Source organism: Cohnella rhizoplanae (genome assembly GCF_948329515.1).
GTDB lineage: Bacteria > Bacillota > Bacilli > Paenibacillales > Paenibacillaceae > Cohnella > Cohnella rhizoplanae.
On the sequence record NZ_CAOJCN010000001.1, the window covers coordinates 682,115 to 704,063 of the forward strand.

Sequence of the window (21,949 nt, forward strand, 5' to 3'; positions counted from 1 at the left end):
TTGGCGAAAAAGCCTGGGGGAAGTCATTCATGGTAGAGACAGTCCGCGGACAACGGCTCCGCAGCCCGCAGCAGCCCGCATACGACGGCGGCCGGCATGAAAATGGGGAGGTGTCTTCATGAATTTGGCGAATCGAATAACGCTCGCACGTATCTTCCTGGTGCCGATCATGACCTTTTTCCTGCTGGTCAAGCTCGACGTGTCGCCGCTCACCATCGGCACGTACTCGATTTCCTACAATCAGGTCTTCGCCCTGATTCTGTTCATCATCGCGGCCAGCACCGACGGTCTGGACGGCTACATCGCCCGCAAGCATAAGATCGTGACGAATCTCGGCAAGCTGCTCGATCCGCTCGCGGACAAGCTGCTGGTCGCGGCCGTCTTGATCTCGCTGGTCGAGATGGGCAAGCTCGACGCATGGGTCGCCATCGTCATCATCAGCCGCGAATGGGCGGTCACGGGGCTTCGCCAGGTCGCCTTGCTCGAAGGGTCCGTCATGGCCGCCAGCAAGTGGGGCAAATGGAAGACGGCCATTCAGATCGCGATGATCATCGTGCTGCTGCTGAACAACTTCCCGTTCTTTTACGTGCACATCCCGCTCGATACGATCGCCATTTGGGCGGCGGCCGTCATTACGGTGTACTCGGGTGTCGATTACTTCGTGAAAAACAAAAACGTGATTCCGTTGTCCGATCCGCCCGTCGACGACGGCAAGGAGGCGCGCCGGAACGCATGAGAGCAGAGATCATCGCGGTCGGTACCGAGCTGCTGCTCGGCCAGATCGTCAACACCAACGCGCAGTTTCTATCGCAGCGTCTCGCCGATCTCGGCGTCGACGTGTATTTTCAGACCGTCGTCGGGGATAACGAGGCGCGCCTGAAGGAAGCGATCGCGATCGCCGAGTCCAGAGCCGACCTCGTTCTGTTCACCGGCGGCTTGGGGCCAACGATGGACGATCTCACGAGGGACGTGCTGGCGGCCCACCTCGGCGTCGGCATCACGATGCACGAGCCTACGCTCGCCAAGATCGAAGCCCTGTTCGCGGGCCGCCCTGCATCGCTGATCGAGATCAACCGCCGGCAGGCCATGCTGGTCGAGGGGGCTTCGCCGCTGCGCAACGACGCCGGGCTTGCCGTCGGCAGCGCGCTCACGGCGGGCGGCACGCACTATATGCTGCTGCCCGGCCCGCCGCGGGAGATGAAGCCGATGTTCCTGAACGACGGCAGCGCGTGGCTGACCGAGCGGCTGGGCGGCGCAGAAGCGCTTCATTCGGCGATGCTGCGCTTCTGCGGCATCGGCGAGTCCGCGCTTGAGGAGCTGTACAAGGATCTGATCGAGGCGCAGCGCGACCCGACGCTGGCCACGTACGCCAAGGAAGGCGAGGTGGCGCTCCGGGTGTCCACCAAGGCCGCTACGGCCCAGGAGGCGGAGCGCCGGCTGGCTCCGACGCTGGACGAGATCCGCAGGCGCGGCGAGCGTTATCTGTACGCGGAGAGCGACGTGCCGCTGGAGGCGGAGGTCATTCGTCTGCTCGCGGCGCAGCGGCGCACGATCTCCTGCGCGGAGAGCTGTACGGGCGGCCTCATCGCGACGCTGCTGACGACGGTTCCGGGCAGCGCGGACGCGTTCCTGGGCGGCGTCGTGAGCTACAGCAATTCCGTGAAGCGGGATCTGCTTGGCGTCGACCCCGCGCTGCTCGAGGTCGAGAACGCCCCGGGAGCGGTCAGCGAGGAGACCGCCCTCGCGATGGCGGAGGGAATGCGCCGGTCGGCCGACACGGATCTGGCATTGTCCGTTACCGGGGTGGCGGGACCGGCTTCCTCCGAAGGCAAGCCCGTCGGGCTGGTCTTCATCGCGATCGCCGAGCGGGGCAAGCCCGCCCGGGCGGAGCGGCTGCAGCTGCAGGGCGACCGCGAAGGCATCCGGATCCGCGCCGCGAAGCGGGCGCTGTACATGGCCTGGCTGCGGCTCACCGGCAAGGACTGACGCAGGCGCGGCGGTTGACTGGACCTTGCGATTGCATTCGTTTCGGCAGCGTCCGCATTGCGCATTCATCTTCCGTCTGATAAAATGCATCTATCGAATCGATCGGCCGCAAAGCATGCGCCGCGCGTTCTCCTGACGGAGGACGGCGGCGCTTTTTGTTTTGCGGACGATGGCGAAGGGGGTGGCGGGACGATTGCGGCAGGGGACGAGCTTGCGCCGGTTGTCGAATTATGATAGATTGATTAGGAAAGTTGCGGAAGAACCGTAGCGAAGAATACTTTGCTGCGGTTCTTTTTTGGAAGTAATTCGAACAAATGTTCGCAAAAAGCTTGGCAAACGGTTAAAAAAAAGTTATAATATAACTATTAAATGATAAGGATGTGGGTGTGTTGTCCGATCGTCGCGCCGCATTAGAGATGGCATTGCGCCAGATTGAAAAGCAATTCGGCAAGGGCTCGATCATGAAGCTGGGAGAGCAAGCCAACCTGCAAGTCGAGACGTATTCCAGCGGAGCGCTGGCTTTGGATATCGCCCTCGGGATCGGCGGATTCCCGCGGGGCCGGATTATTGAAGTGTACGGCCCGGAATCTTCGGGCAAGACGACCGTCGCCCTGCATGCGATCGCCGAGGTACAACGGGCCGGCGGACAAGCCGCCTTTATCGACGCCGAGCATGCGCTCGATCCGCTGTACGCCCGCAACCTGGGCGTCAATATCGACGAACTGCTGCTGAGCCAGCCGGATACCGGCGAGCAGGCGCTGGAGATCGCCGAAGCGCTCGTCCGCAGCGGCGCGGTCGACATCGTGGTCGTCGACTCGGTCGCTGCGCTCGTGCCGAAGGCCGAGATCGAGGGCGACATGGGCGATTCGTTCGTGGGCCTGCAGGCGCGACTGATGTCGCAAGCGATGCGCAAGCTGTCCGGCGCCATCAGCAAGTCCAAGTCCATCGCGGTGTTCATCAACCAGCTTCGCGAGAAGGTCGGCGTTATGTTTGGCAATCCCGAGACGACGCCGGGCGGCCGCGCGCTCAAGTTCTACGCCAGCGTGCGTCTTGACGTGCGCCGGATTGAGTCCATCAAGCAAGGCAATGACGTCGTGGGCAACCGGACGCGCATCAAGGTCGTGAAGAACAAGGTGGCTCCGCCGTTCAGGCAGGCGGAGGTCGACATTATGTACGGCGAAGGCATCTCTCGCGAAGGCAGCATCATCGATATCGGCGTAGAGCTGGATATCGTGCAGAAGAGCGGCGCTTGGTTCTCTTACAACGGCGAGCGTCTCGGACAGGGGCGTGAGAATTCGAAGCAGTTCCTGAAGGATCACGCTGACCTTACCGGGCAGATCGAAAGGCAAATTCGCGAGGCTACGTTAAACGAGGTGGCTGTGGCTGCCCGCACCAGCGAGGCGCAGCCGGACGACGAGGAAGAGCCGGACTTCGAGAACGAATAATAGGCATCAGCTTAGGGCGTCCGCAGCCGCGGATGCCCTTTTAGGTGTATGGGTTTATAATTAAAGCAGCTAAAAGCGAGGAGGTTGACCGGCAATGGTTGAAAAGAAATCGGAGCCGAACCCGGCTGACCGGATCGTAGACATATCGGAAGAGCAGGATTGGGATCGGTCGCGCACGCTCAGCGCTTCGCCGCGGGGATCCGCGGAATCGGACGAGGAGAACTCAGGGCGTTCAGGCGGTAAGTCCGCGGCAGCAAAGAAGTCGCGATCAAGCGGGAAATCGTCGTGGACCAGGTCGGGAATGGGAGCGAATGTTCGCCAGGGCGGGAATGCGAGATCCGGATACGCCAGGCGGCAAGCCGAGGACGCGGATGATGAGGCGGACGAGCGGCGCAAGGCGCCGGCTTCGGCGGTCATCGCGGCCGTCGAAGCGGACCCCAAGCGGCCGGCGATGTACAAGCTGGCGGTCGCGGTTGACGGCGAGTCGGAGCAGACGCTGATCAGCGTTCATGAGGATACGCTGGTCGAGTGGCGGCTGCTTAAGGACCGGAGGTTGTCCCCCGAGGAGTGGGAGATGCTCCGCAAGGAGCAGGAGAAGGAAGAGGCCTATCGCTCCGCGCTGTATATGCTGGACTTCAAGGCCCGTACGCAGGCCGAGCTCAGGCGGGGGCTTGCGCGCAAAGGGTATGCGCCCGAAGCGATCAGCGGCTGCCTGGAGCGGCTCGTGAAGCAAGGCTACGTGAACGACGCCGTCTTCGCGCAGCGCTTTACGGAACAGCGCGTGACCGGGCAAAAGAAGGGCAGCCGACTGGTTCGCCAGGAGCTGATGCAGCGCGGGATCGACAAACAGGAGATCGAGGAAGCGATCCGCGGGATCGACGACGAGGCGGAGAAAGCGTCCGCGCTGGCGCTCGCCGTCAAGCGGTGGCCTTCCATTAAGGGGAAGAGCGAGCGGGAAAAGCAAATGAAGCTCATGAACGTGCTGCTGCGGAGGGGGTTCCCGAACGCGGCCGCGCGCGAAGCGGTACGCAGGGCTACGGCTTCCGCCGCCGAAGCGGAGGAATGGGAGCAGCAGGACGAGCCGTACGAAGAAGACGACTTTCAGTGAGCGTCCTAGACATGCCGGTCCGGGCAAGCTTTAGCGCCGTCCGTTACGACGGCGGGATGCGTTGGAACGTCCTCCCGGCATTGCTTGACAATCCATTTTCACAAAAGATACAATGAGTGAGTATTCCATCATCGCGCTTCCGATCCTTTTTCCTTCCAAAAAACGATTCGGAATGTGATTATTCGACGATTTACGCGAGACTACGGAACGGTTCTGAAACCGGAGCACAATTAAATAGGTGTCCCAAGATTTGCCTTGGTGATGCAACGAGGAGGTGAAGACCATGGACACATGGATCTGGGTCTTGATCGTCATCGTTGTTGGCGTGCTTTTCTTTGGGATCGGTTATGTTGTACGCAAGTCCATTGCGGAAGCTAAAATATCCAGTGCCGAAGAAGCGGCGAAGCAGATCGTAGAGAATGCTAAAAAAGAAGCCGACGCTCTCCGCAAGGAGACGGTACTGGAAGCCAAAGACGAGGTGCACAAGCTCCGGAACGAAGCGGAACGCGATATTCGAGAGCGCCGCAACGAGATTCAGCGGCAGGAACGCCGGCTGGTTCAGAAGGAAGAATCGCTGGACCGCAAGCTGGAGCAGCTGGAACGCAAGGAGGAGCAAGTCGCCAACAAAGAGAAACGGATCGAAGAGACCCAAGAACAGATCGAGACGCTTCATAAGCAGCAAATTACGGAGCTCGAGCGCATCTCGAACCTCACGATGGATGACGCCAAGCAGCTGATTCTATCGACGGTCGAGCAGGAAGTGCGCCACGAGACCGCTCAACTCATTAAAGACATTGAGCAGCAGGCGAAGGAAGAAGGCGACAAGCGCGCCCGCGACATTATCTCGCTCGCGATTCAGCGTTGCGCCGCGGATCACGTCGCGGAGACGACGGTATCCGTCGTAACGCTGCCGAACGAAGAGATGAAGGGCCGGATCATCGGCCGCGAAGGCCGGAACATCCGCGCGCTGGAGACCCTCACGGGCATCGATCTTATCATCGACGATACGCCGGAGGCCGTCATCCTGTCGGGCTTCGACCCGATCCGCCGCGAGATCGCCCGTACCGCGCTCGAGAAGCTCGTCGCCGACGGACGCATCCACCCTGCCCGCATCGAGGAGATGGTGGAGAAGTCCCGCCGCGAAGTGGACGAGCGGATCCGCGAGTACGGAGAGCAAGCTACGTTCGAGGTAGGCGTTCACGGTCTCCATCCGGACCTCATCAAGATTCTCGGTCGCCTGAAGTTCCGTACGAGCTACGGCCAGAATGTGCTTAAGCATTCGATGGAGGTCGCATATCTGACCGGACTGATGGCAGCCGAGCTGGGAGAGGACATTTCTCTCGCCAAGCGCGCCGGCTTGCTGCATGATATCGGCAAGGCGCTCGACCACGAAGTGGAAGGTTCGCATGTCGAGATTGGCGTTGAATTGGCGAAGAAATACAAGGAGCACCCGGTCGTCATCAACAGTATCGCGTCCCACCACGGCGACGTGGAGGCGACTTCGGTCATCGCGATGCTCGTCGGTGCCGCCGACGCGCTCAGCGCAGCCCGCCCGGGCGCGCGCCGCGAGACGCTCGAGACGTACATTCGCCGGCTGGAGAAGCTGGAGGCGATCTCGGAGTCGTTCGACGGCGTCGAGAAGTCTTACGCCATCCAGGCCGGACGCGAAGTTCGCGTCATGGTACAGCCGGAGAAGGTCGACGACGGCGAGGCGTTCCGCCTGGCACGCGACATTACCAAAAAGATCGAAAGCGAACTCGATTATCCGGGGCATATTAAGGTCACGGTCATACGCGAGACGCGAGCGGTCGAATACGCAAAATAAGATAACGAGGGAGTGGCCGTCAACCGTGGCGGCCACTTCTCCTATGTCAGGCGTATAAAAGAATAGACTGGTTTTGCAGAAGAAAGGTGGATTTCATGAAAGTCGTCTTTATCGGAGATATCGTCGGCCAGGTCGGCCGGGATACGGTCAAGCGGCTGCTGCCGTGGCTCAAGGACCGGTATCAGCCGCATATCGTCATCGCAAACGGCGAAAATGCGGCAGGCGGCCGCGGGATTAACGCCGCCATCACCCGCGAGCTGTTCGCTGCGGGCGTGCAGGGCATCACGATGGGCAACCATACGTGGGATAACCGGGAGATCTTCGATTTTATCGACGACGAAGCCCGCATGATCCGGCCCGCCAATCTTCCGCCGGGCACGCCGGGCCGCGGATACACGATCATCAAGAGCGGCAGCCGGGAGCTCGGCATCGTGAACCTGATCGGCCGGACCTTCCTCCCGCCGTCCGATTGTCCGTTCCGGAAGGCCGACGAGATCATCGACGAACTGCGCCGCAAGACGAAGTGCATTTTGGTCGACTTCCATGCCGAAGCGACGAGCGAGAAAATCGCCATGGGATGGCATCTGGACGGACGCGCGTCGGTCGTACTCGGCACCCACACCCACGTTCAGACCAACGACGATCGTATCCTCCCCGAAGGTACCGCTTACGTGACGGACGCGGGCATGACCGGACCGCGCGACGGCGTGCTCGGCATGGAGCGGGAGAGCGTGATTCGCAAGTTTATCACCGGCATGCCGGCCAGGTTCCAGGTGGCCGAGACGAAGTGGCATCTCAACGGGCTGTTCGTCGACATCGACGAAGCGACCGGCAAGGCCGTGAGCGTCCGCACGATTCGCGTGGACGAAGACAGCTGGATACCGGCCTGATCTTCCGTCGATAAGCCGCTGCAGCCGTTCATGACAGCCGAATAAACGACGGAAGCGAGCCGCACCGGTGGGTGCGGTTTTTTTCGTTTTTGCCGCCTATTCGCAGTCGTCAATAAATTCAGAATAATTCGAATATATACAGCCCCGCGATGCGAGACGGGCAGGAATTAATCGCCGCCATCCCGAATATGATCGGTTAGTGAGCCCAGCCTTAACCCCAAGGAGGAACTGGTCATGGATGTATTAAAGGTATCGGCAAAATCGAACCCAAACTCCGTCGCAGGCGCATTGGCAGGGGTGCTACGTGAGCGAGGAGGGGCTGAGCTGCAGGCAATCGGCGCAGGCGCGCTTAACCAGGCGGTCAAGGCGGTCGCGATCGCGCGGGGATTCGTCGCGCCGAGCGGCGTGGATCTGATCTGCATACCGGCCTTCACGGATATCGTCATCGACGGAGAAGACCGCACGGCCATCAAGCTGATCGTCGAGCCGAGATAATCCGGACGAGGCTGTCCTGCAAATGTAGGATTGGACCTGCCATCGCATGGGCGCGGATGCCGCGGAGGTTGCCGCGCCGTTTGCCTTCACATGTGCCGCAGGTTTTTTGTTGTGTCCGAAAATAGAAAAGGAGGCCGCCGCATGCGAATCGCGGATCTTCACTGCGACGCGCTCTATAAGCTGGATCGCGATCCGAGCCTCGGGCTGGGCGCGCCGGCAGGCGCAGGACTGGACGTGACCGCCGAGGGTCTGGCGCGGGGCAACGTTGGATTGCAGGTATTCGCCATCTGGGTGCCGCCCGCCACGCCGAGAACGCCCGAGAGCGCGCTACGCCAGGCGGAGCTGTTCCACGGCCGCGTATTGACGGCACCGGGGATGCGGCACGTACGGAGCGGCGCGGACGTGGAGGCGGTGCTGGGACCGGCTGCAAGGGGGACGGGGGCGCTGCTGTCGCTCGAAGGCGCGGACGCGCTGCGCGGCGAGTGGTGGGCGCTGCGCATGCTTCACCGTCTGGGGCTCCGGATGCTGGGACTCACCTGGAACGAGGCAAACTGGGCGGGCGACGGCATCATGGAGCCGAGAGGCGCCGGACTGACGAAGGAAGGCCGCAAGCTGATCTTGGAATGCGAATCGCTCGGCATACTGATCGACGTGTCCCATTTGTCGGAGCGCGGGTTCTGGGAGACGGCGGAACTGGCGAGAAAGCCGTTATTGGCTACCCATTCCAACGCACGGTCGCAATGCGCCCATCCCCGCAATTTAACGGACGATCAGATCCGCGCGCTCGTCGCGGCGAACGGCCTGATCGGATTGACGTTCGTTCCTTTTTTCCTGCGTACCGCCGGGACGGCGGGCATCGGGGACCTGCTGCGGCACGTGGAGCATGTATGCGCGCTCGGCGGCGCGTCCCATATCGCCTTCGGATCCGACTTCGACGGGATCGAGACGTATACGCAGGGACTGGCCGGACCCGCCGACTATGCGGCGCTGACCGAAGCGCTGCTCGCGCGGTACCCGGAGCCGCTCGTTCGCGGCTGGACGTCCGGACACGCGCAGCGTTTTTTTACGGACCATCTCGGTACATGACGGGCGAAGCGGGCTTCCTATATACGACTTCTATAACGGCATGCAAAAAGTATTATCATGCCAAATCTCCTGAAGCTATTGCAATTTAACATCGCGAATCATAAAATTTACTAGTCATGCCTGTCGGATTTTTCGGCTTTTTTATAAGCGCGTACCGCGCATTCGGCACAGCAGCCGTCATATACGCCAAGCACCATACGCATGAGGAGATGGAAGCATTGATCGATCAACTTTCTTGGAAAATCGGCGGCCAGCAGGGGGAGGGCGTCGAGAGCACGGACCGCATCTTTTCGACTGCGCTCAACCGGCTCGGCTACTATTTATACGGCTATCGTCACTTCTCCTCGCGGATCAAGGGCGGCCACACGAACAACAAGATTCGCATCAGCACGCATCCGATCCGGGCGATCTCGGACGATCTCGACATCCTCGTCGCGTTCGACCAAGAGACCATCGACCTGAACGCGAAGGAGCTGCACGCGGGCGGCGTCATCGTCGCGGACGCGAAGTTCGCGCCGGTCGTGCCGGAGGGCGTAGACGCCCAGCTGTTCGCGGTGCCGATCACGGCGATTGCGGAGGAGCTCGGCACGTCGCTGATGAAGAACATGGTCGCCTCGGGCGCGTCCTGGGCGCTGCTCGGTCTGCCGATCGAGGTATTCAACCGGGCGGTCGAAGAGGAGTTCGGTCGCAAGGGCGCGGCCGTCGTGGAGAAAAACGTGGAGGCCGTGCGCCGCGGCGCCGAGTTCGTGCTCGCGCAAGCCGGCGGTCCGATCGAAGCGTTCAAGCTCGCTGAGGCCGACGGCAAGCAGAAGCTGTTCATGATCGGCAACGAAGCGATGGGACTCGGATCCGTCGCCGCCGGCTGCCGTCTGATGTCCGCTTACCCGATCACGCCGGCTTCGGAGGTTATGGAGTATCTCATCAAGAAGCTTCCGAAGTTCGGCGGCACTGTCGTGCAGACGGAGGACGAGATCGCCGCGGTCACGATGGCCATCGGCGCCAACTACGGCGGCGTACGGACGATGACCGCCTCCGCGGGACCCGGCCTGTCGCTGATGATGGAAGCGATCGGTCTGTCGGGCATGACGGAGACGCCGCTCGTCATCATCGACACGCAGCGCGGGGGTCCGTCGACGGGCCTGCCGACGAAGCAGGAGCAATCCGACATCAACGCGCTCATCTACGGCACGCACGGCGAGATCCCCAAGGTCGTCATCGCGCCGAGCACGATCGAGGAATGCTTCTACGATATGATCGAAGCCTTCAATATCGCGGAGGAATATCAGGTGCCGGTCATCGTGGCGACCGACCTGCAGCTGTCGCTCGGCAAGCAGTCCTGCGAGCCGCTCGATTACGGACGTATTCAGATCAAGCGCGGCAAGCTGATTCCGCTCGAGCAGGAGCTGGAGCCGACGGAGCCTAACAAACTGTTTAAGCGCTATGAATTTACGGAAGACGGCGTATCGCCGCGCGTGCTGCCCGGCGCGAAGCACGGCATCCACCATGTCACGGGCGTCGAGCATGACGAGGAAGGCCGTCCGTCGGAGAGCGCGGTCAACCGCCGTCGCATGATGGACAAGAGACTGAACAAGCTGAACGCGCTGCGCGTCACCGATGCCGTCAAGGCGGACGGGCCGAGCGAGCCCGCCGATCTGCTCATCGTGTCGATGGGCTCTACGGGCGGCACGATCAATGAAGCGCAGAGCCGCCTGTCTCTAGAGGGCATCGCCACGAATCACGTGACGGTGCGTCAGATGCATCCGTTCCCGAGCGACCAGCTCGCGCCATACCTGGAGCGGGCACGCAAGGTCGTCGTACTCGAGAACAACGCGACGGGCCAGCTGGCCAATCTGATCAAGCAAAACGTCGGATATCACGACAAGATCGTGAATCTGCTCAAATACGACGGCACGCCGTTCCTGCCATCCGAAGTTTATCAAGCATGCAAGGAGCTGAAGCTGTAGTGGCTACATTCAAGGAATTCCGCAACAACGTCAAGCCGAACTGGTGCCCCGGCTGCGGAGACTTCACGGTGCAGGCTTCGATCCAGCGCGCGGCTGCCAACGTGGGTCTCGAGCCCGAACAGCTCGCGGTGATCTCGGGCATCGGGTGCTCGGGCCGGATCTCCGGCTACATCAACGCGTACGGGCTGCACGGCATTCACGGCCGCGCGCTGCCGATCGCCCAGGGCGTCAAACTCGCGAACCGCGAGCTGACCGTCATCGCCTCCGGCGGCGACGGCGATGGCTTCGCGATCGGCATGGGCCATACGGTGCACGCCATCCGCCGCAATCTCGACATCACCTATATCGTCATGGACAATCAGATCTACGGGCTGACCAAGGGCCAGACATCGCCGCGCAGCGCGGAAGGCTTCAAGACGAAGTCGACGCCGGAAGGCTCGATCGAGACGACGCTGTCTCCGCTCGAGATCGCGCTGTCCGCAGGCGCTACGTTCGTCGCCCAATCTTTTTCCAGCGACCTGAAGCAGTTGACCTCGCTCATCGAGCAGGCGATCCGGCACAAGGGCTTTTCGCTGATCAACGTATTTTCGCCCTGCGTCACCTTCAACAAGGTGAACACCTATGATTGGTTCAAGGAAAATATCGTCAATCTCGAGCAATTCCCCGAGTACGATCCGTCGAACCGCATCGCGGCGATGACGAAGATCATGGAGACGCGGGGCATGCTGACGGGCCTCATCTACCAGGATACGACGCGCAAATCGTACGAGGACCTGGCGGTCGGCTTCGGCGCCGAGGCGCTTGCGAAGCAGGATCTCGCGCTTCCTGAAGCGGAGTTCGACAAGCTGCTGGCGGAATTCAGATAAAGCAAAATGCAAAGGCTATCCTTATCAGCATAGCGGCGGGTCGGGACTTGGAACAGGGTCCCGGCCGCCGCTATTTTTGCTTTTCGGCGCGTACACACGAAGGACACAAGGGTACGATAAAGTTATAGACGGGCCAAGAAGAGGCGCGGAGACGGAGGCGAGGCGATGAAGCGGACGATCCTGCTGGCGGAGGACGATGACCTGATGCGGGAGTTTATCACCGACTATTTTGCCAAAGAACGATGGGACGTGCTCGAAGCGGAGAACGGGCGCGAAGCCATGGACCTGTTTGAACAAAATGCCGTCGATCTGGTCGTCCTCGATCTCATGATGCCGGAGATGGACGGCTGGACGGTATGCAGGCGAATCCGGGAAAAGTCGGCCGTACCCGTCATCATCATCACGGCGCGGGCGGAGGACGACGATCAGATCCTGGGGTACGAGCTCGGCGCGGACGAATACGTGACGAAGCCCTTGAGCCCTCGGGTGCTGGTCGCGCGCGCCGCTGCGTTGATGCGCCGGACCGAAGGAACGGTCGGACGCGAAGGAGAGCTGCTCGTCTACGGCGAGCTGACGATCGATCGGCAAGCGCATGCCGCGGCCGTGGCCGGCCAGACGCTCCAACTCTCGCCGAAGGAGTTCGAGCTCCTCGCATTTCTCGCGAAGCACGAAGGCAAGGTGCTTGCCCGAGACTATATTCTGGATGCGGTATGGGGATACGAATATGACGGAGACCCTCGCACGGTGGACACCCATATCAAAAAGCTGCGAGCGAAGCTCGGTTCCGAAGGAAAGCTCATCGCGACCGTCATCCGTTCGGGATATAAATTCGAGAGGGTCACATGAAGAGGCGCAGCGTCGTGTTGAAGTTGTTCGCGGTAACCGCCGCTATGATCCTCGTCGTATTCGGATTGCTGCTGCTCGCAGAAGGGTTATTTTTCGAACGTTTCTACCGTGCGTCCAAGAGCGATGCGATCGAGCGCAGCATGAAGGCGTTCGCCGGTGCGTATCGCGAGGCGGAGCAACGCCAATCGGGCGGCGGTTCCCGCCTGCTCGGCGAATATATGAACAGGAACGATGCCAGCCTCGCCGTGCTGAACGACCAGTTCGAGATCATACCCGTCCAACCTTACTTCTTGAAGCTGCAGTCCGAAGGCAGGACGGTCACCATACCGCTGGCAAGCGAAGGCATGACGGCGGATGCGCTGCCGCTGGGACTCGCTGTCGGCGATCCGCTCACGGTTGACGGCATCTTCATGGACGAGGAAGATACGATCATGCAGCCGGTCGCCATCGGGCAGCGGGGACGCGCGCTGCAGGACGGCCTCGTGCGCGTGAACGGAACGATCGCGGACCTCCTGGTGCCCGTGAACCGGTCGTACAACCCATTCTTCCAGGATTCGCAGATGAACCAGGCGCTCTCGACGTGGTTGACCGACGCGCAGCGGCTGGCGGTTCAATCGATGGCCGAGGGGACTGCGAGGACGGAATGGACGGATCCGTGGAGCGGCGTGCGCTATGCGGCGCTGATGACGCCGTTCGAGGACGAGAGCGGGGATGCCCGTTACCTGTTCGCCATGACGTCTCTTCAGCCCGTGGGCGAGGCCGTCGACATGCTGAAGCAGTACATGGCTTTCCTGGCGCCGGTCATAGTGGCGCTGGGGCTCGTCTTATCGTGGATATACTCGAGAATGGTGGCGCGTCCGCTCGTCAGGTTGACCCGCTCCGCAGCGCGTCTTTCCGAGCTTGACTTTGCCGGACATGAGGAGATTCGGTCGACGGATGAATTCGGCGAGCTGTCGCGCCGGATGACCGCGATGTCGCGCAATCTGGAGGCGGCGCTGGGAGAACTCAGGCAGGCCAACGTGCAGCTGCAGGAGGACGTCGAGGAAAAGGAACGGTCCGAACGGCTTCGCAAGGAGCTGATCGCGAACATCTCCCATGAACTCAAGACGCCGCTCGGCATCGTGAAGGGCTTCGCGGAGGGGCTGCAGGACGGCGTCGCGGACGACAAACGCGAGCGGTATCTCTCGCTGATCGTGACGGAGACCGACCGAATGAACGCGCTAATCATGGATATGCTCGAGCTGTCCCGCTTCGAGGTGAAGGCCGTGCAGCTGCAACCGGAGCGGATATCCCTGACGACGTTGATTCGCAAGGCGCTTCGGGCGTTCTCCGGACAGATCGAGGAAAAGGACTTGCGGCTCGCCGGCGAACCGGACGCGGAATGGCGGGTCGAGGCGGATCCGAAGCGAATCGAGCAGGTGCTCATGAACTTGCTCAGCAACGCGATCCGGCACGCCGCCGCCGGCGGCACGCTGGCGATCGATGTCAGACGGTCGGCGCCGGGCATGATCTTGACGACGGTCGAAAACGAAGGACCGCCCATTGCCGAAGCGGACTTGGACCGCATCTGGTATCAATTCTACCGCGCCGAGCGGTCGAGAGACCGCAAGTCTGGGGGGACTGGGTTGGGGCTGGCGATCGTTAAGCATATTTTGACGCTCCACGGGAGCGAATTCGGCGTCCGCAATACGGCGCGAGGCGTCGCGTTTTACTTTACGTTAAAAGAAAGCGGAGGAGATACGAAATGATGAACAAGAAATGGATGTACACCGCGGCGATGGCCGCGCTGCTGATGACGAGCGCATGCGGCGAAAAAACGAATACCGGCGCGCCGGCTTCTGACGGCAATTCCTCTACAGCAGTCGCAACGAGTCCGTCGGCTTCCGCGCCTGCGTCGGCGCCCGCGAGCGCGACGGCGGATGCTCCGGCTTCCTCAGCGACCCCGTCCTCTTCAGGATCGGGAGCCGCTGCGTCCGAGGAGCCGGCGGATCAAAAAATTCTCATCGTCATCGACCAGACTGAAAAGCCGATCGAGGGCAACAGCTTCGACTTCGTCGTCAAACAGCTCCCATCCGGATACGCGCTGGCCGAGATGAGTTGGATATCCGGCGACACCAAGATCATCAATACGCTGCAGGACGCGATCGCGCATGGCGGCAACGGCGAGAACGGGTTCTATATCAGCGGCGACGGTCAGTTCATGGGCTTCTTCTACCCCGACGAGTTGAAGGGGCAGGAGGGCGAGGTCAGCTTTTTGTTCAAAGACGACAACGGGAAAGAAAAGCGCTGGACGAAAAAAATCACGTTGAAGTAAAGTTGGAACTAAGGAAAATCATCTTAACGCCGGAGAGAGGGGACATCCTCTCTCTTTGTTATTTCATTGCGCGTTCGTGGACGCCCTGCGCTTCACGATTCGTTTAATAAGACTCGCTAGAAGGGAGATTATGGCAGATGTATGACAGCCGCGTGGACGGTTCGTGAACTTGTTCTCTCGCCATGCGTAACGGGCTGCCGATTGCGTTATAATGACATCGTGTACATGTTCAATAAACGCAGCGCTCGCGAAAGGCAGGTCTTGACGATGAACGAAGACAGAAAAATACCGGTCGGCGTGTCAGCCAGACACATTCATCTCACGCAGGAGCATGTCCGGATCCTGTTCGGCGACGGCGCCGAGCTCACGGAGATGAAGCCGCTGTCCCAGCCGGGGCAGTTCGCCGCGAACGAGACGGTCGCTGTTCACGGACCCAAGGGCTCCTTTCCCAAAGTACGCATCCTGGGGCCGGTCCGCAAGGCGACGCAGCTTGAAGTGTCCCGCACGGACGCCTTCTCGCTCGGACTGAAGCCGCCGGTGCGCGAGTCCGGTCTTATCGACGGTACGCCCGGCATCCGGATCGTCGGCCCGGCCGGCGAAGTCACGGTAGAGGAAGGCGTGATCGTCGCCGCGCGCCACATTCACTTCCATACGTCGGACGCCGAGCGATTCGGCATCGCGGACAAGCAGCTGCTGAAGGTGAGGGTCGGCGGGGAACGCGGGCTCGTATTCGAGAACGTCATAGCGCGCGTCTCCCCATCGTTTGCGCTCGATATGCACATCGACACCGACGAGGGCAACGCTTCCGGCGCTTCCACCGGCGACTTTGCAGAGTTGATCGAATAGCTGATCGATTATGGCGCGCGTGCCGTCCTCCGGGGCGTCCGCGCGCGATTTGCGTTCAAGAGGTTTCTCTATCATTCATAGACATGGTACGATATAGCATATTCCATTCCATGATCGACGAGGGGTGACGCGCATGTCCGATCAAGACGAGCTCGCCGCGCAGCGGCGCAAGAACATGAAGCTTATTCAGTTCAGCAAGGACGACCAGACGCTCGTCGAATCCGACAAGCCGAAGGAGACGTTCGCGGACGTCGCCGGCCTGGAGGAAGTCAAAAAGAAGATTCGCATGAATTTTATTCTACCGCTTCAAAATCCCCAGCTTTTCGCCGCCTACGGCAAGGAAGCGGGCGGCAGCCTGCTCCTGTTCGGGCCGCCCGGCTGCGGCAAGACATTCCTTGCCCGGGCCGTCGCAGGCGAGATCGAGGCCAACTTCCTGCATATCGAGCTTCAGGCGATTCTCTCCATGTACGCGGGACAGAGCGAGCACAACTTGCACGACATTTTCCAAAAGGCCCGCGAGAGCAAGCCTTGCGTCATCTTTATCGACGAGCTCGACGCGATGGGCGGCAGCCGCCATCAGATGCGTCAGCACCACGACCGGATGCTCGTCAACCAGCTGCTGCTTGAGCTGGACGGGCTGCAGGCGGAGAACGAAAACGTGTTCGTTATCGGGGCGACGAATACGCCTTGGTATCTGGATTCCGCGCTGCGCCGACCGGGGCGGTTCAACCATCTCGTGTTCGTGCCGCCGCCGGAAGAGACCGAGCGCGAACGCATTCTCGAGCTGAAGCTTGCAGGCAAGCCGGCGGACGGACTGAACCTGGCCAAGATCGCATCGGAGACGCGTCTGTTCTCGGGCGCGGATCTGGAGCAGGTGGTCAAGGATGCGGTGGAGTCGGCCATGGAGCGCATGCTCGCTTCGGGGCAGCTGGAGCCGATCACGAACGACGATCTGAGAAACTCGGCCAAATCCCGGAAGGCGACGACGCTCGAGTGGTTTGCCACCGCGAAGAACTACGCGACGTTCAGCGATGTCAACCGGGATTATCAGATCGTGCTCGATTACGCCAAGATGCACGGCGTCAAGTAAAGGCGGGCTGCAGGGAGGCGTCGCGGATGGAAGATCAGGCGAGAGAGTCGACCTATCGGGCGGCGGTCCAGCTGGTCGAATGGAAAAGATACAAGGAAGCGCTGACGGAAGCGGGGCGGCTGCTGTCCCAGGATCCGGAGGACGCGGACGCGATGGCGCTGATCGCGAAGATACACTTGCACCTGGAGCAGTACGAGGAAGCGATCCGCTGGACGGAGGAGGCGCTCGCTCGCGTGCCCGAGCACGAGCAGGCCTGGTACGTTCGCGTCTGCGCTTTCTATGAAAAAGAAGATATGGCGGCCTTCGAAAAATCGCTTGCCGAAGCGATGCGGATCGATCCTTACGAGTCCTTCTACTATTATCTGCAAGCCGCCTCGCTCACGAAAAAAGGGAAGTTCAAAGAAGCGAAGGAATCGCTGCTCGCCGCCCTAGAGATTCAGCCGGAGACGCCGCTCTATCTGGCCGTGCTCAGCTATCTCGAAGCGCTGCTGGGCGACAAGGAGGAATCCGCGCGCCTGGACCGGCAGGCGATCCGGTATGACGCGGAGATGCCCTACGGCCTTATGTATCTGGCTTGGGCGGCCCGAGCGCGCGGCGATCACAAGCTGGACGAGACGTACATGCGGAGCGCCGTCAGGCTGGAGCCGGACAACAGACAGATCCAGGACGAATATCTGGAATCGCTCCAGCACCGGTATTGGCTGTTCAGGATGCTGTCCGGACCGGGCAAGCTGCTGCGCAGGCTCAAGCCCTGGCAGATTCTCCTGTCGTGGTTCGTCGCTTGGCTGCTCTTTAAGCCGCTCGTCGTCGTATTTATCCTGCTCTACGTGATCACGAACTGGGGCACCAAGGCGCTCGTCCATCTGCGCGTATTCGGCTGGCGGCGCAGATAGCTGCGCGAACCGGGACCCTGCCATCCGTCGGATTTGCTTGAGATATCGCTTCCAAGGGTAAGGATAGGCGAGTCCTTATTCAACCCGGAGGTGAATTCGCATGACGAACAACGGAAGGTTGGACAGGCAGGGCGTCGACGTGCAGGAGGAAGGCAAGCAGTGGAAGGACCACGCGGAACGGGCGAAGACAAACTTCGAGGCGGTCAAGCAGCAGCGGCCGACCGGCGACAACAGCCATCCCGACAGGCAGAATCGGATGATCGACACGCATAACTTACGCAGATAATAACGGGCAGATCATAACAGCAGGAAGAGACCGGCAGCGAGAGCGCTGCCGGTTTTTTCGCGCGGAGCGTCATACGGACGGCTGAGACTGGCCGATTATGCTTGGGCGCTATACGACGCTATGATATAATGGAGAATCGAATGAGTCCCATCGCATTCAAGGGCGGACGACAGGAGGAATCGCTTCGCATGACGAAGGAAGGCCAAGGACGGCAGGCCGCCGGTCCGGCTAAAGACTATGCCAAATACTTCGACTTCTCCGGCGCGAAGGTGATTGCCGAGGAAGACGGCAAGACGACATATCGCATCAACGGCCGCAATGTCCAGATCTCCTCGCCACCCGACCTGCGCGAGGGCAAGAAGCGGGGCAAGGAAGAGATCCGAGTCCACTACGACGCGGGGATCCCCGCCGAGATGAAGACGTTCGGCGCCGGAAGATTCTACTGTATCTACACTTACGGCTGCCAGATGAACGAGCACGATACCGAGATTATGCGCGGGCTGTTCGAGGAGATGGGATACACCGCCACCGAGGATAGGGAGCAGGCAGACGTCATCCTGATCAATACATGCGCCGTACGGGAAAACGCGGAGGACAAGGTCTTCGGCGAGCTCGGACATCTGAAGCGGCTGAAGCTCCAGAAGCCGGACCTAGTGCTTGGCGTATGCGGCTGCATGTCCCAGGAAGTGTCCGTCGTGAACCGCATTCTCTCGAAGCACCCGCACGTGGATCTCATTTTCGGCACGCACAACATACACAGGCTGCCGGAGCTGCTGAAGGAAGCGCTGCTCGGCAAGGAGATGGTCGTCGAGGTCTGGTCCAAGGAAGGCGACATCATCGAGAATCTGCCCAAGAAGCGGGAAGGCCTGCGGGCCTGGGTGAACATCATGTACGGCTGCGACAAGTTCTGCACGTACTGCATCGTGCCCTATACGCGGGGCAAGGAGCGCAGCCGGGTGCCGGAGGACGTCATCGCCGAGGTGAGAGAGCTGGCGCGCCAGGGCTTCAAGGAGATCACGCTGCTCGGCCAGAACGTCAACGCCTACGGCAAAGACTTCGCGGACCGGAATTACCGGTTCGGCGATCTGATGGACGACATCCGCAAGATCGACATTCCGCGCGTCCGGTTCACGACGAGCCATCCGCGGGACTTCGACGACCATCTGATCGAGGTGCTGGCCAAGGGCGGCAATCTGGTGGAGCACATCCATCTGCCCTTCCAGTCCGGCTGCACCGAGGTGCTCAAGCGGATGAGCCGCAAGTATACGCGCGAGCAGTTCCTGGCGCTGGTCGGCCGCATCCGGGCTGCCATGCCGAACGTCGTGCTGACGAGCGACATCATCGTCGGATTCCCCGGAGAGACCGAGGAGCAGTTCGAGGAGACACTCGAAGTGGTGCGCGAGGCAGGCATCTCGATGGCATATACGTTTATCTACTCGCCGCGAGCGGGCACGCCTGCCGCCGATATGGAGGATAACGTGCCTTACGAAGCCAAGCAGCTCAGGCTGAAGCGGCTGAACGACCTGATCGGCGAGATGAGCCTCGAGAGCAACCTGGCGCTTGCCGGACAGGTCGTCGAGGTGCTCGTCGAGGGAGAGAGCAAGACCAACGCGAACGTGCTGTCCGGCCGCACGCGCAGCAACAAGCTGATCCATTTCGAGGCGCCTAAGTCCTGGATCGGGCAGTTCGCCTACGTGCGCGTCACGCAGCCGCAGACCTGGTTCGTCCGGGCGGAAGCGATCGGCCTCGTCGAGGAAGGCATGGATTTGCCGAAAACGGCCGGCGGCGTTTAAACTGTAACAGAGGAAGTTCACATTCGGGAGGAACCCATACATGTCTCAGCATTCGCACGATCATCATCACGGCCACGATGGCTGCAGCCACGGCGTGCCGGATCTCGGCCAGCCCGAGGATTACGTTATTCCCGAGTTCGACAATCGCGAGCTCATCCTGCGCGACGACATCCTCGCCCGCGCCAGGGAGCTGGCCCAACTGATCACGACCGCCGACGAAGTGCAGACGTACCAGAACGCGGAGCGTCTCATTCAGCGGCATGACCGCGTGCAGGGGCTGATCGCGCAGATCAAGAAAAAGCAAAAGGAACTCGTCGCCTTCCAGACGACGTTCAAAAACGCGCAGATGGTCGAGAAAATCGAACGCGAGATCGGCGAGCTGCAGGACGAGCTCGACGGCATGCCGGTCGTGCAGCAGTTCCAGCAGAGCCAGACCGACGTCAACTACATGCTCCAATCGATCGTCAGCATCATTCGCGATACGGTCGCCGAGAAGCTCGACGTCGAGGCGGCGACGCCGCAGGCCGAAGAGCCGGAGACTTGCATCGACTGAATGCTCGGCTGCCGGGTAACATGGATATCTACGTAGCGCGCGGACCTGCACACGCAGGTAATTCCTCGGCTCACGGCAAGAAGGGCCGCGGCGATTATGCGCGGCCCTTCGGCATATACGGCTTGGGCGGCGGGACGCGGCCTTCGGTCCCGCGTCTGCCGGCAGCGCCCTGCTTCGCGGCGCGGAAGACCGGCGGCGCCGGCTTGGCGGGAATGGAGGCCGCCGGCTTCGCGTCGCTTGCGACCGGCTTCCGGTTCTTGCCATGCGGGACGGCCGTCGAAGGCTTGCGCGTATGATCGCGCGAACGCGGCGGGCCGGCGGGCTGCTTGCCTGCCGCGCCCGGTGCCTTCTCCCTCGCGGCGGCGGGCGCGGCAGGGGCGCCAGCTGCGCCCCTCGAACGGTTGACGCCGGGGGAGCGATTTGCGCCGCCAGAGCGATTCGTTCCGGCTGAACGGTTGGCTTCGGTTATACCTTGCCCTGCGTCCCCGGATCTCCCGCCCGCCGGCGAGAGCACGAGCTCCTTGGCCCGCTGATCGTAACGAAGCCTGTACGCCGCGCCTGGCCGCAGCTTCAGCGCGCGGGCGGCCGAAGGATGCAAGCGCAAGCCGTTCTCGAACAGATTGGCGGGCGAACGGACGGCGAGGCGCTGAGCGTGTCCGCCATGGCGGACCGTGAGCGTATGGTCGCGTCCGTCGTCCGGCAGGCCGAGCCGGCTGAGCAGGACGTACCCGACCGACAGCCGCCGGGCGGCAAGCTTGGCATCGCTGCCGACCGCCGAGGAGGCCGAGGAGACGGGCGATGGGCCGATTTTGACCGTCTTCTGATCTGAATCGTACACGAGTCTGTACCGCCGGTCGCCCGACAGCCGCAATTGTCTGGCGAGCGGAGCGCCGAGCTCGAAGCTGTCGTAGAAGCATTCGCCGCCGCTGCGAAAGCGAACGACGGCTTTGGCCGAATAACGTCCGTATACGAGCGTGACCTCCGTACCGTCCCCGATCTCCGTCAAGGCGTTCGCTTCGCCGTACGGGCAGCCGGACGTCATATGGACCGTTCGTTCCGGCAGATCGCTGACGATGAGGTCGAGTATGCTGCTGATCATCGCACTTTTTCACGCTCCCGATTGCAGGACTTTGCTGCCGAGCGGCAGCCGCATGAGTTCATCATATGCCGATCGGCCGGCCGCTGCCTGTACCTTTGTCTAGCCGTCCCCAGCGCCTCTTCGGGGCAGGCGGACGGCCTTCATTATCAGGGAAGAGGGTGAGTCCCATCTCGGATTTTCTGCAAGTTAAAGGCTTGACGGGAGAGCTCAAGGTATCCCATAAAAAAGGCCCGTTCGGCTTAACCTTGTCGACGCGCGAACTGGTCGTGCAGAAGCCGCATATGAACTACTACATCTTATTCGAGCATATCGTGAGCGTCGTCCCCTGCGAGAGCGTCCGTCTTGACCGAAGGGCTCTAAGAGCGGCTAGGACGGCCAAGGCCGAGATCGCCTACGGTTCGATCGCGGCGGGCAGCGCCTACTACGCGGTATACGCGAAGGAAGTGGTCGTGCATCACCGCGGCGGCATACACCGCACGGGACCGATGGAATTCAGGCTGCCGGTCTACAAGCGCCTCATCGAGGAACTGGCCAGATACGGAGGAATGACGGTCATCTAACCGA

The 21,949-nt window shown here is 61.3% G+C and carries 21 protein-coding genes; 20 read left to right on the plus strand and 1 reads right to left on the minus strand.

What is annotated here, in order from left to right:
* The first annotated feature begins 118 nt into the window (after positions 1–118).
* From pgsA to PQG80_RS03185, 19 genes are all read left to right on the plus strand, one after another.
* Positions 119–736, plus strand: a complete 618-nt coding sequence (gene pgsA / locus PQG80_RS03095; RefSeq protein WP_271749661.1) for a CDP-diacylglycerol--glycerol-3-phosphate 3-phosphatidyltransferase — start codon at positions 119–121, stop codon at positions 734–736.
* Positions 733–1,986 (plus strand): competence/damage-inducible protein A, encoded by a 1,254-nt coding sequence (locus tag PQG80_RS03100; protein WP_271749662.1) that lies wholly within the window; start codon positions 733–735, stop codon positions 1,984–1,986. Before pgsA ends, PQG80_RS03100 begins: the two co-directional genes overlap by 4 nt.
* 389 nt (positions 1,987–2,375) lie before the next feature.
* Positions 2,376–3,431, plus strand: coding sequence for a recombinase RecA (gene recA / locus PQG80_RS03105; protein WP_271749663.1), 1,056 nt, complete (start codon positions 2,376–2,378; stop codon positions 3,429–3,431).
* A 94-nt stretch (positions 3,432–3,525) separates the two neighbouring features.
* Complete coding sequence (locus PQG80_RS03110) at positions 3,526–4,539, plus strand: regulatory protein RecX (RefSeq protein ID WP_271749664.1); 1,014 nt, start codon at positions 3,526–3,528, stop codon at positions 4,537–4,539.
* Between the two features lie 283 nt (positions 4,540–4,822).
* Entirely contained in the window at positions 4,823–6,364 is a 1,542-nt protein-coding gene (rny, locus tag PQG80_RS03115; RefSeq protein WP_271749665.1) for a ribonuclease Y, read from the plus strand.
* 95 nt (positions 6,365–6,459) lie between these two features.
* A complete protein-coding gene (locus tag PQG80_RS03120) occupies positions 6,460–7,254 on the plus strand; it encodes a TIGR00282 family metallophosphoesterase (RefSeq protein ID WP_271749666.1) in 795 nt (264 codons plus the stop codon).
* 234 nt (positions 7,255–7,488) lie between these two features.
* A complete protein-coding gene (locus PQG80_RS03125; RefSeq protein ID WP_044877525.1) occupies positions 7,489–7,749 on the plus strand; it encodes a stage V sporulation protein S in 261 nt (86 codons plus the stop codon).
* Between the two features lie 141 nt (positions 7,750–7,890).
* Positions 7,891–8,835, plus strand: a complete 945-nt coding sequence (locus PQG80_RS03130) for a dipeptidase (protein WP_271749667.1) — start codon at positions 7,891–7,893, stop codon at positions 8,833–8,835.
* A 218-nt stretch (positions 8,836–9,053) separates the two neighbouring features.
* Positions 9,054–10,799 carry a 2-oxoacid:acceptor oxidoreductase subunit alpha gene (locus tag PQG80_RS03135; protein WP_271749668.1) on the plus strand — a complete coding sequence of 582 codons (1,746 nt, stop codon included), beginning with the start codon at positions 9,054–9,056 and terminating at the stop codon, positions 10,797–10,799.
* The gene (locus PQG80_RS03140; protein ID WP_271749669.1) at positions 10,799–11,665 is read left to right on the plus strand and encodes a 2-oxoacid:ferredoxin oxidoreductase subunit beta; all 867 of its coding nucleotides are present in this window, start codon (positions 10,799–10,801) and stop codon (positions 11,663–11,665) included. Before PQG80_RS03135 ends, PQG80_RS03140 begins: the two co-directional genes overlap by 1 nt.
* Before the next feature lie 165 nt (positions 11,666–11,830).
* The gene (locus PQG80_RS03145) at positions 11,831–12,511 is read left to right on the plus strand and encodes a response regulator transcription factor (protein ID WP_271749670.1); all 681 of its coding nucleotides are present in this window, start codon (positions 11,831–11,833) and stop codon (positions 12,509–12,511) included.
* Between the two features lie 14 nt (positions 12,512–12,525).
* Positions 12,526–14,259: a sensor histidine kinase gene (locus PQG80_RS03150; RefSeq protein ID WP_271749671.1), complete on the plus strand. Its 1,734-nt coding sequence runs from the start codon at positions 12,526–12,528 to the stop codon at positions 14,257–14,259.
* Entirely contained in the window at positions 14,259–14,825 is a 567-nt protein-coding gene (locus PQG80_RS03155; protein ID WP_271749672.1) for a hypothetical protein, read from the plus strand. Before PQG80_RS03150 ends, PQG80_RS03155 begins: the two co-directional genes overlap by 1 nt.
* Before the next feature lie 267 nt (positions 14,826–15,092).
* The gene (gene pduL / locus PQG80_RS03160; protein WP_271749673.1) at positions 15,093–15,671 is read left to right on the plus strand and encodes a phosphate propanoyltransferase; all 579 of its coding nucleotides are present in this window, start codon (positions 15,093–15,095) and stop codon (positions 15,669–15,671) included.
* Positions 15,672–15,804: 133 nt separating this feature from the next.
* Positions 15,805–16,761 (plus strand): ATP-binding protein, encoded by a 957-nt coding sequence (locus PQG80_RS03165; RefSeq protein ID WP_271749674.1) that lies wholly within the window; start codon positions 15,805–15,807, stop codon positions 16,759–16,761.
* Positions 16,762–16,787: 26 nt separating this feature from the next.
* On the plus strand, positions 16,788–17,654 hold the full coding sequence (locus tag PQG80_RS03170) for a tetratricopeptide repeat protein (RefSeq protein WP_271749675.1): 867 nt from the start codon (positions 16,788–16,790) through the stop codon (positions 17,652–17,654).
* Positions 17,655–17,754: 100 nt separating this feature from the next.
* Positions 17,755–17,940: a hypothetical protein gene (locus tag PQG80_RS03175; protein WP_271749676.1), complete on the plus strand. Its 186-nt coding sequence runs from the start codon at positions 17,755–17,757 to the stop codon at positions 17,938–17,940.
* Positions 17,941–18,128: 188 nt separating this feature from the next.
* Positions 18,129–19,733: a tRNA (N6-isopentenyl adenosine(37)-C2)-methylthiotransferase MiaB gene (gene miaB / locus PQG80_RS03180; RefSeq protein ID WP_271749927.1), complete on the plus strand. Its 1,605-nt coding sequence runs from the start codon at positions 18,129–18,131 to the stop codon at positions 19,731–19,733.
* Positions 19,734–19,773: 40 nt separating this feature from the next.
* Positions 19,774–20,286, plus strand: coding sequence for a YlbF/YmcA family competence regulator (locus tag PQG80_RS03185; RefSeq protein WP_271749677.1), 513 nt, complete (start codon positions 19,774–19,776; stop codon positions 20,284–20,286).
* Positions 20,287–20,380: 94 nt separating this feature from the next.
* On the opposite strand, the gene PQG80_RS03190 is transcribed toward PQG80_RS03185, so the two are convergent.
* Positions 20,381–21,385, minus strand: coding sequence for a hypothetical protein (locus PQG80_RS03190; protein ID WP_271749678.1), 1,005 nt, complete (start codon positions 21,383–21,385; stop codon positions 20,381–20,383).
* Between the two features lie 158 nt (positions 21,386–21,543).
* Here PQG80_RS03190 and PQG80_RS03195 point away from each other — a divergent pair, with 158 nt between their 5' ends.
* Complete coding sequence (locus PQG80_RS03195; RefSeq protein ID WP_271749679.1) at positions 21,544–21,945, plus strand: hypothetical protein; 402 nt, start codon at positions 21,544–21,546, stop codon at positions 21,943–21,945.
* The last annotated feature ends 4 nt before the right edge of the window (positions 21,946–21,949 follow it).

Excerpts from the sequence above, each read along its gene's own strand:
- pgsA (WP_271749661.1), top strand. The coding sequence starts at position 119 with ATGAATTTGGCGAATCGAATAACGCTCGCACGTATCTTCCTGGTGCCG.
- PQG80_RS03100 (WP_271749662.1), top strand. The coding sequence starts at position 733 with ATGAGAGCAGAGATCATCGCGGTCGGTACCGAGCTGCTGCTCGGCCAG.
- PQG80_RS03110 (WP_271749664.1), top strand. The coding sequence starts at position 3,526 with ATGGTTGAAAAGAAATCGGAGCCGAACCCGGCTGACCGGATCGTAGAC.
- rny (WP_271749665.1), top strand. The coding sequence starts at position 4,823 with ATGGACACATGGATCTGGGTCTTGATCGTCATCGTTGTTGGCGTGCTT.
- PQG80_RS03120 (WP_271749666.1), top strand. The coding sequence starts at position 6,460 with ATGAAAGTCGTCTTTATCGGAGATATCGTCGGCCAGGTCGGCCGGGAT.
- PQG80_RS03125 (WP_044877525.1), top strand. The coding sequence starts at position 7,489 with ATGGATGTATTAAAGGTATCGGCAAAATCGAACCCAAACTCCGTCGCA.
- PQG80_RS03130 (WP_271749667.1), top strand. The coding sequence starts at position 7,891 with ATGCGAATCGCGGATCTTCACTGCGACGCGCTCTATAAGCTGGATCGC.
- PQG80_RS03145 (WP_271749670.1), top strand. The coding sequence starts at position 11,831 with ATGAAGCGGACGATCCTGCTGGCGGAGGACGATGACCTGATGCGGGAG.
- PQG80_RS03155 (WP_271749672.1), top strand. The coding sequence starts at position 14,259 with ATGAACAAGAAATGGATGTACACCGCGGCGATGGCCGCGCTGCTGATG.
- pduL (WP_271749673.1), top strand. The coding sequence starts at position 15,093 with ATGAACGAAGACAGAAAAATACCGGTCGGCGTGTCAGCCAGACACATT.
- PQG80_RS03165 (WP_271749674.1), top strand. The coding sequence starts at position 15,805 with ATGTCCGATCAAGACGAGCTCGCCGCGCAGCGGCGCAAGAACATGAAG.
- PQG80_RS03170 (WP_271749675.1), top strand. The coding sequence starts at position 16,788 with ATGGAAGATCAGGCGAGAGAGTCGACCTATCGGGCGGCGGTCCAGCTG.
- PQG80_RS03175 (WP_271749676.1), top strand. The coding sequence starts at position 17,755 with ATGACGAACAACGGAAGGTTGGACAGGCAGGGCGTCGACGTGCAGGAG.
- miaB (WP_271749927.1), top strand. The coding sequence starts at position 18,129 with ATGACGAAGGAAGGCCAAGGACGGCAGGCCGCCGGTCCGGCTAAAGAC.
- PQG80_RS03185 (WP_271749677.1), top strand. The coding sequence starts at position 19,774 with ATGTCTCAGCATTCGCACGATCATCATCACGGCCACGATGGCTGCAGC.
- PQG80_RS03190 (WP_271749678.1), bottom strand. The coding sequence starts at position 21,385 with ATGATCAGCAGCATACTCGACCTCATCGTCAGCGATCTGCCGGAACGA.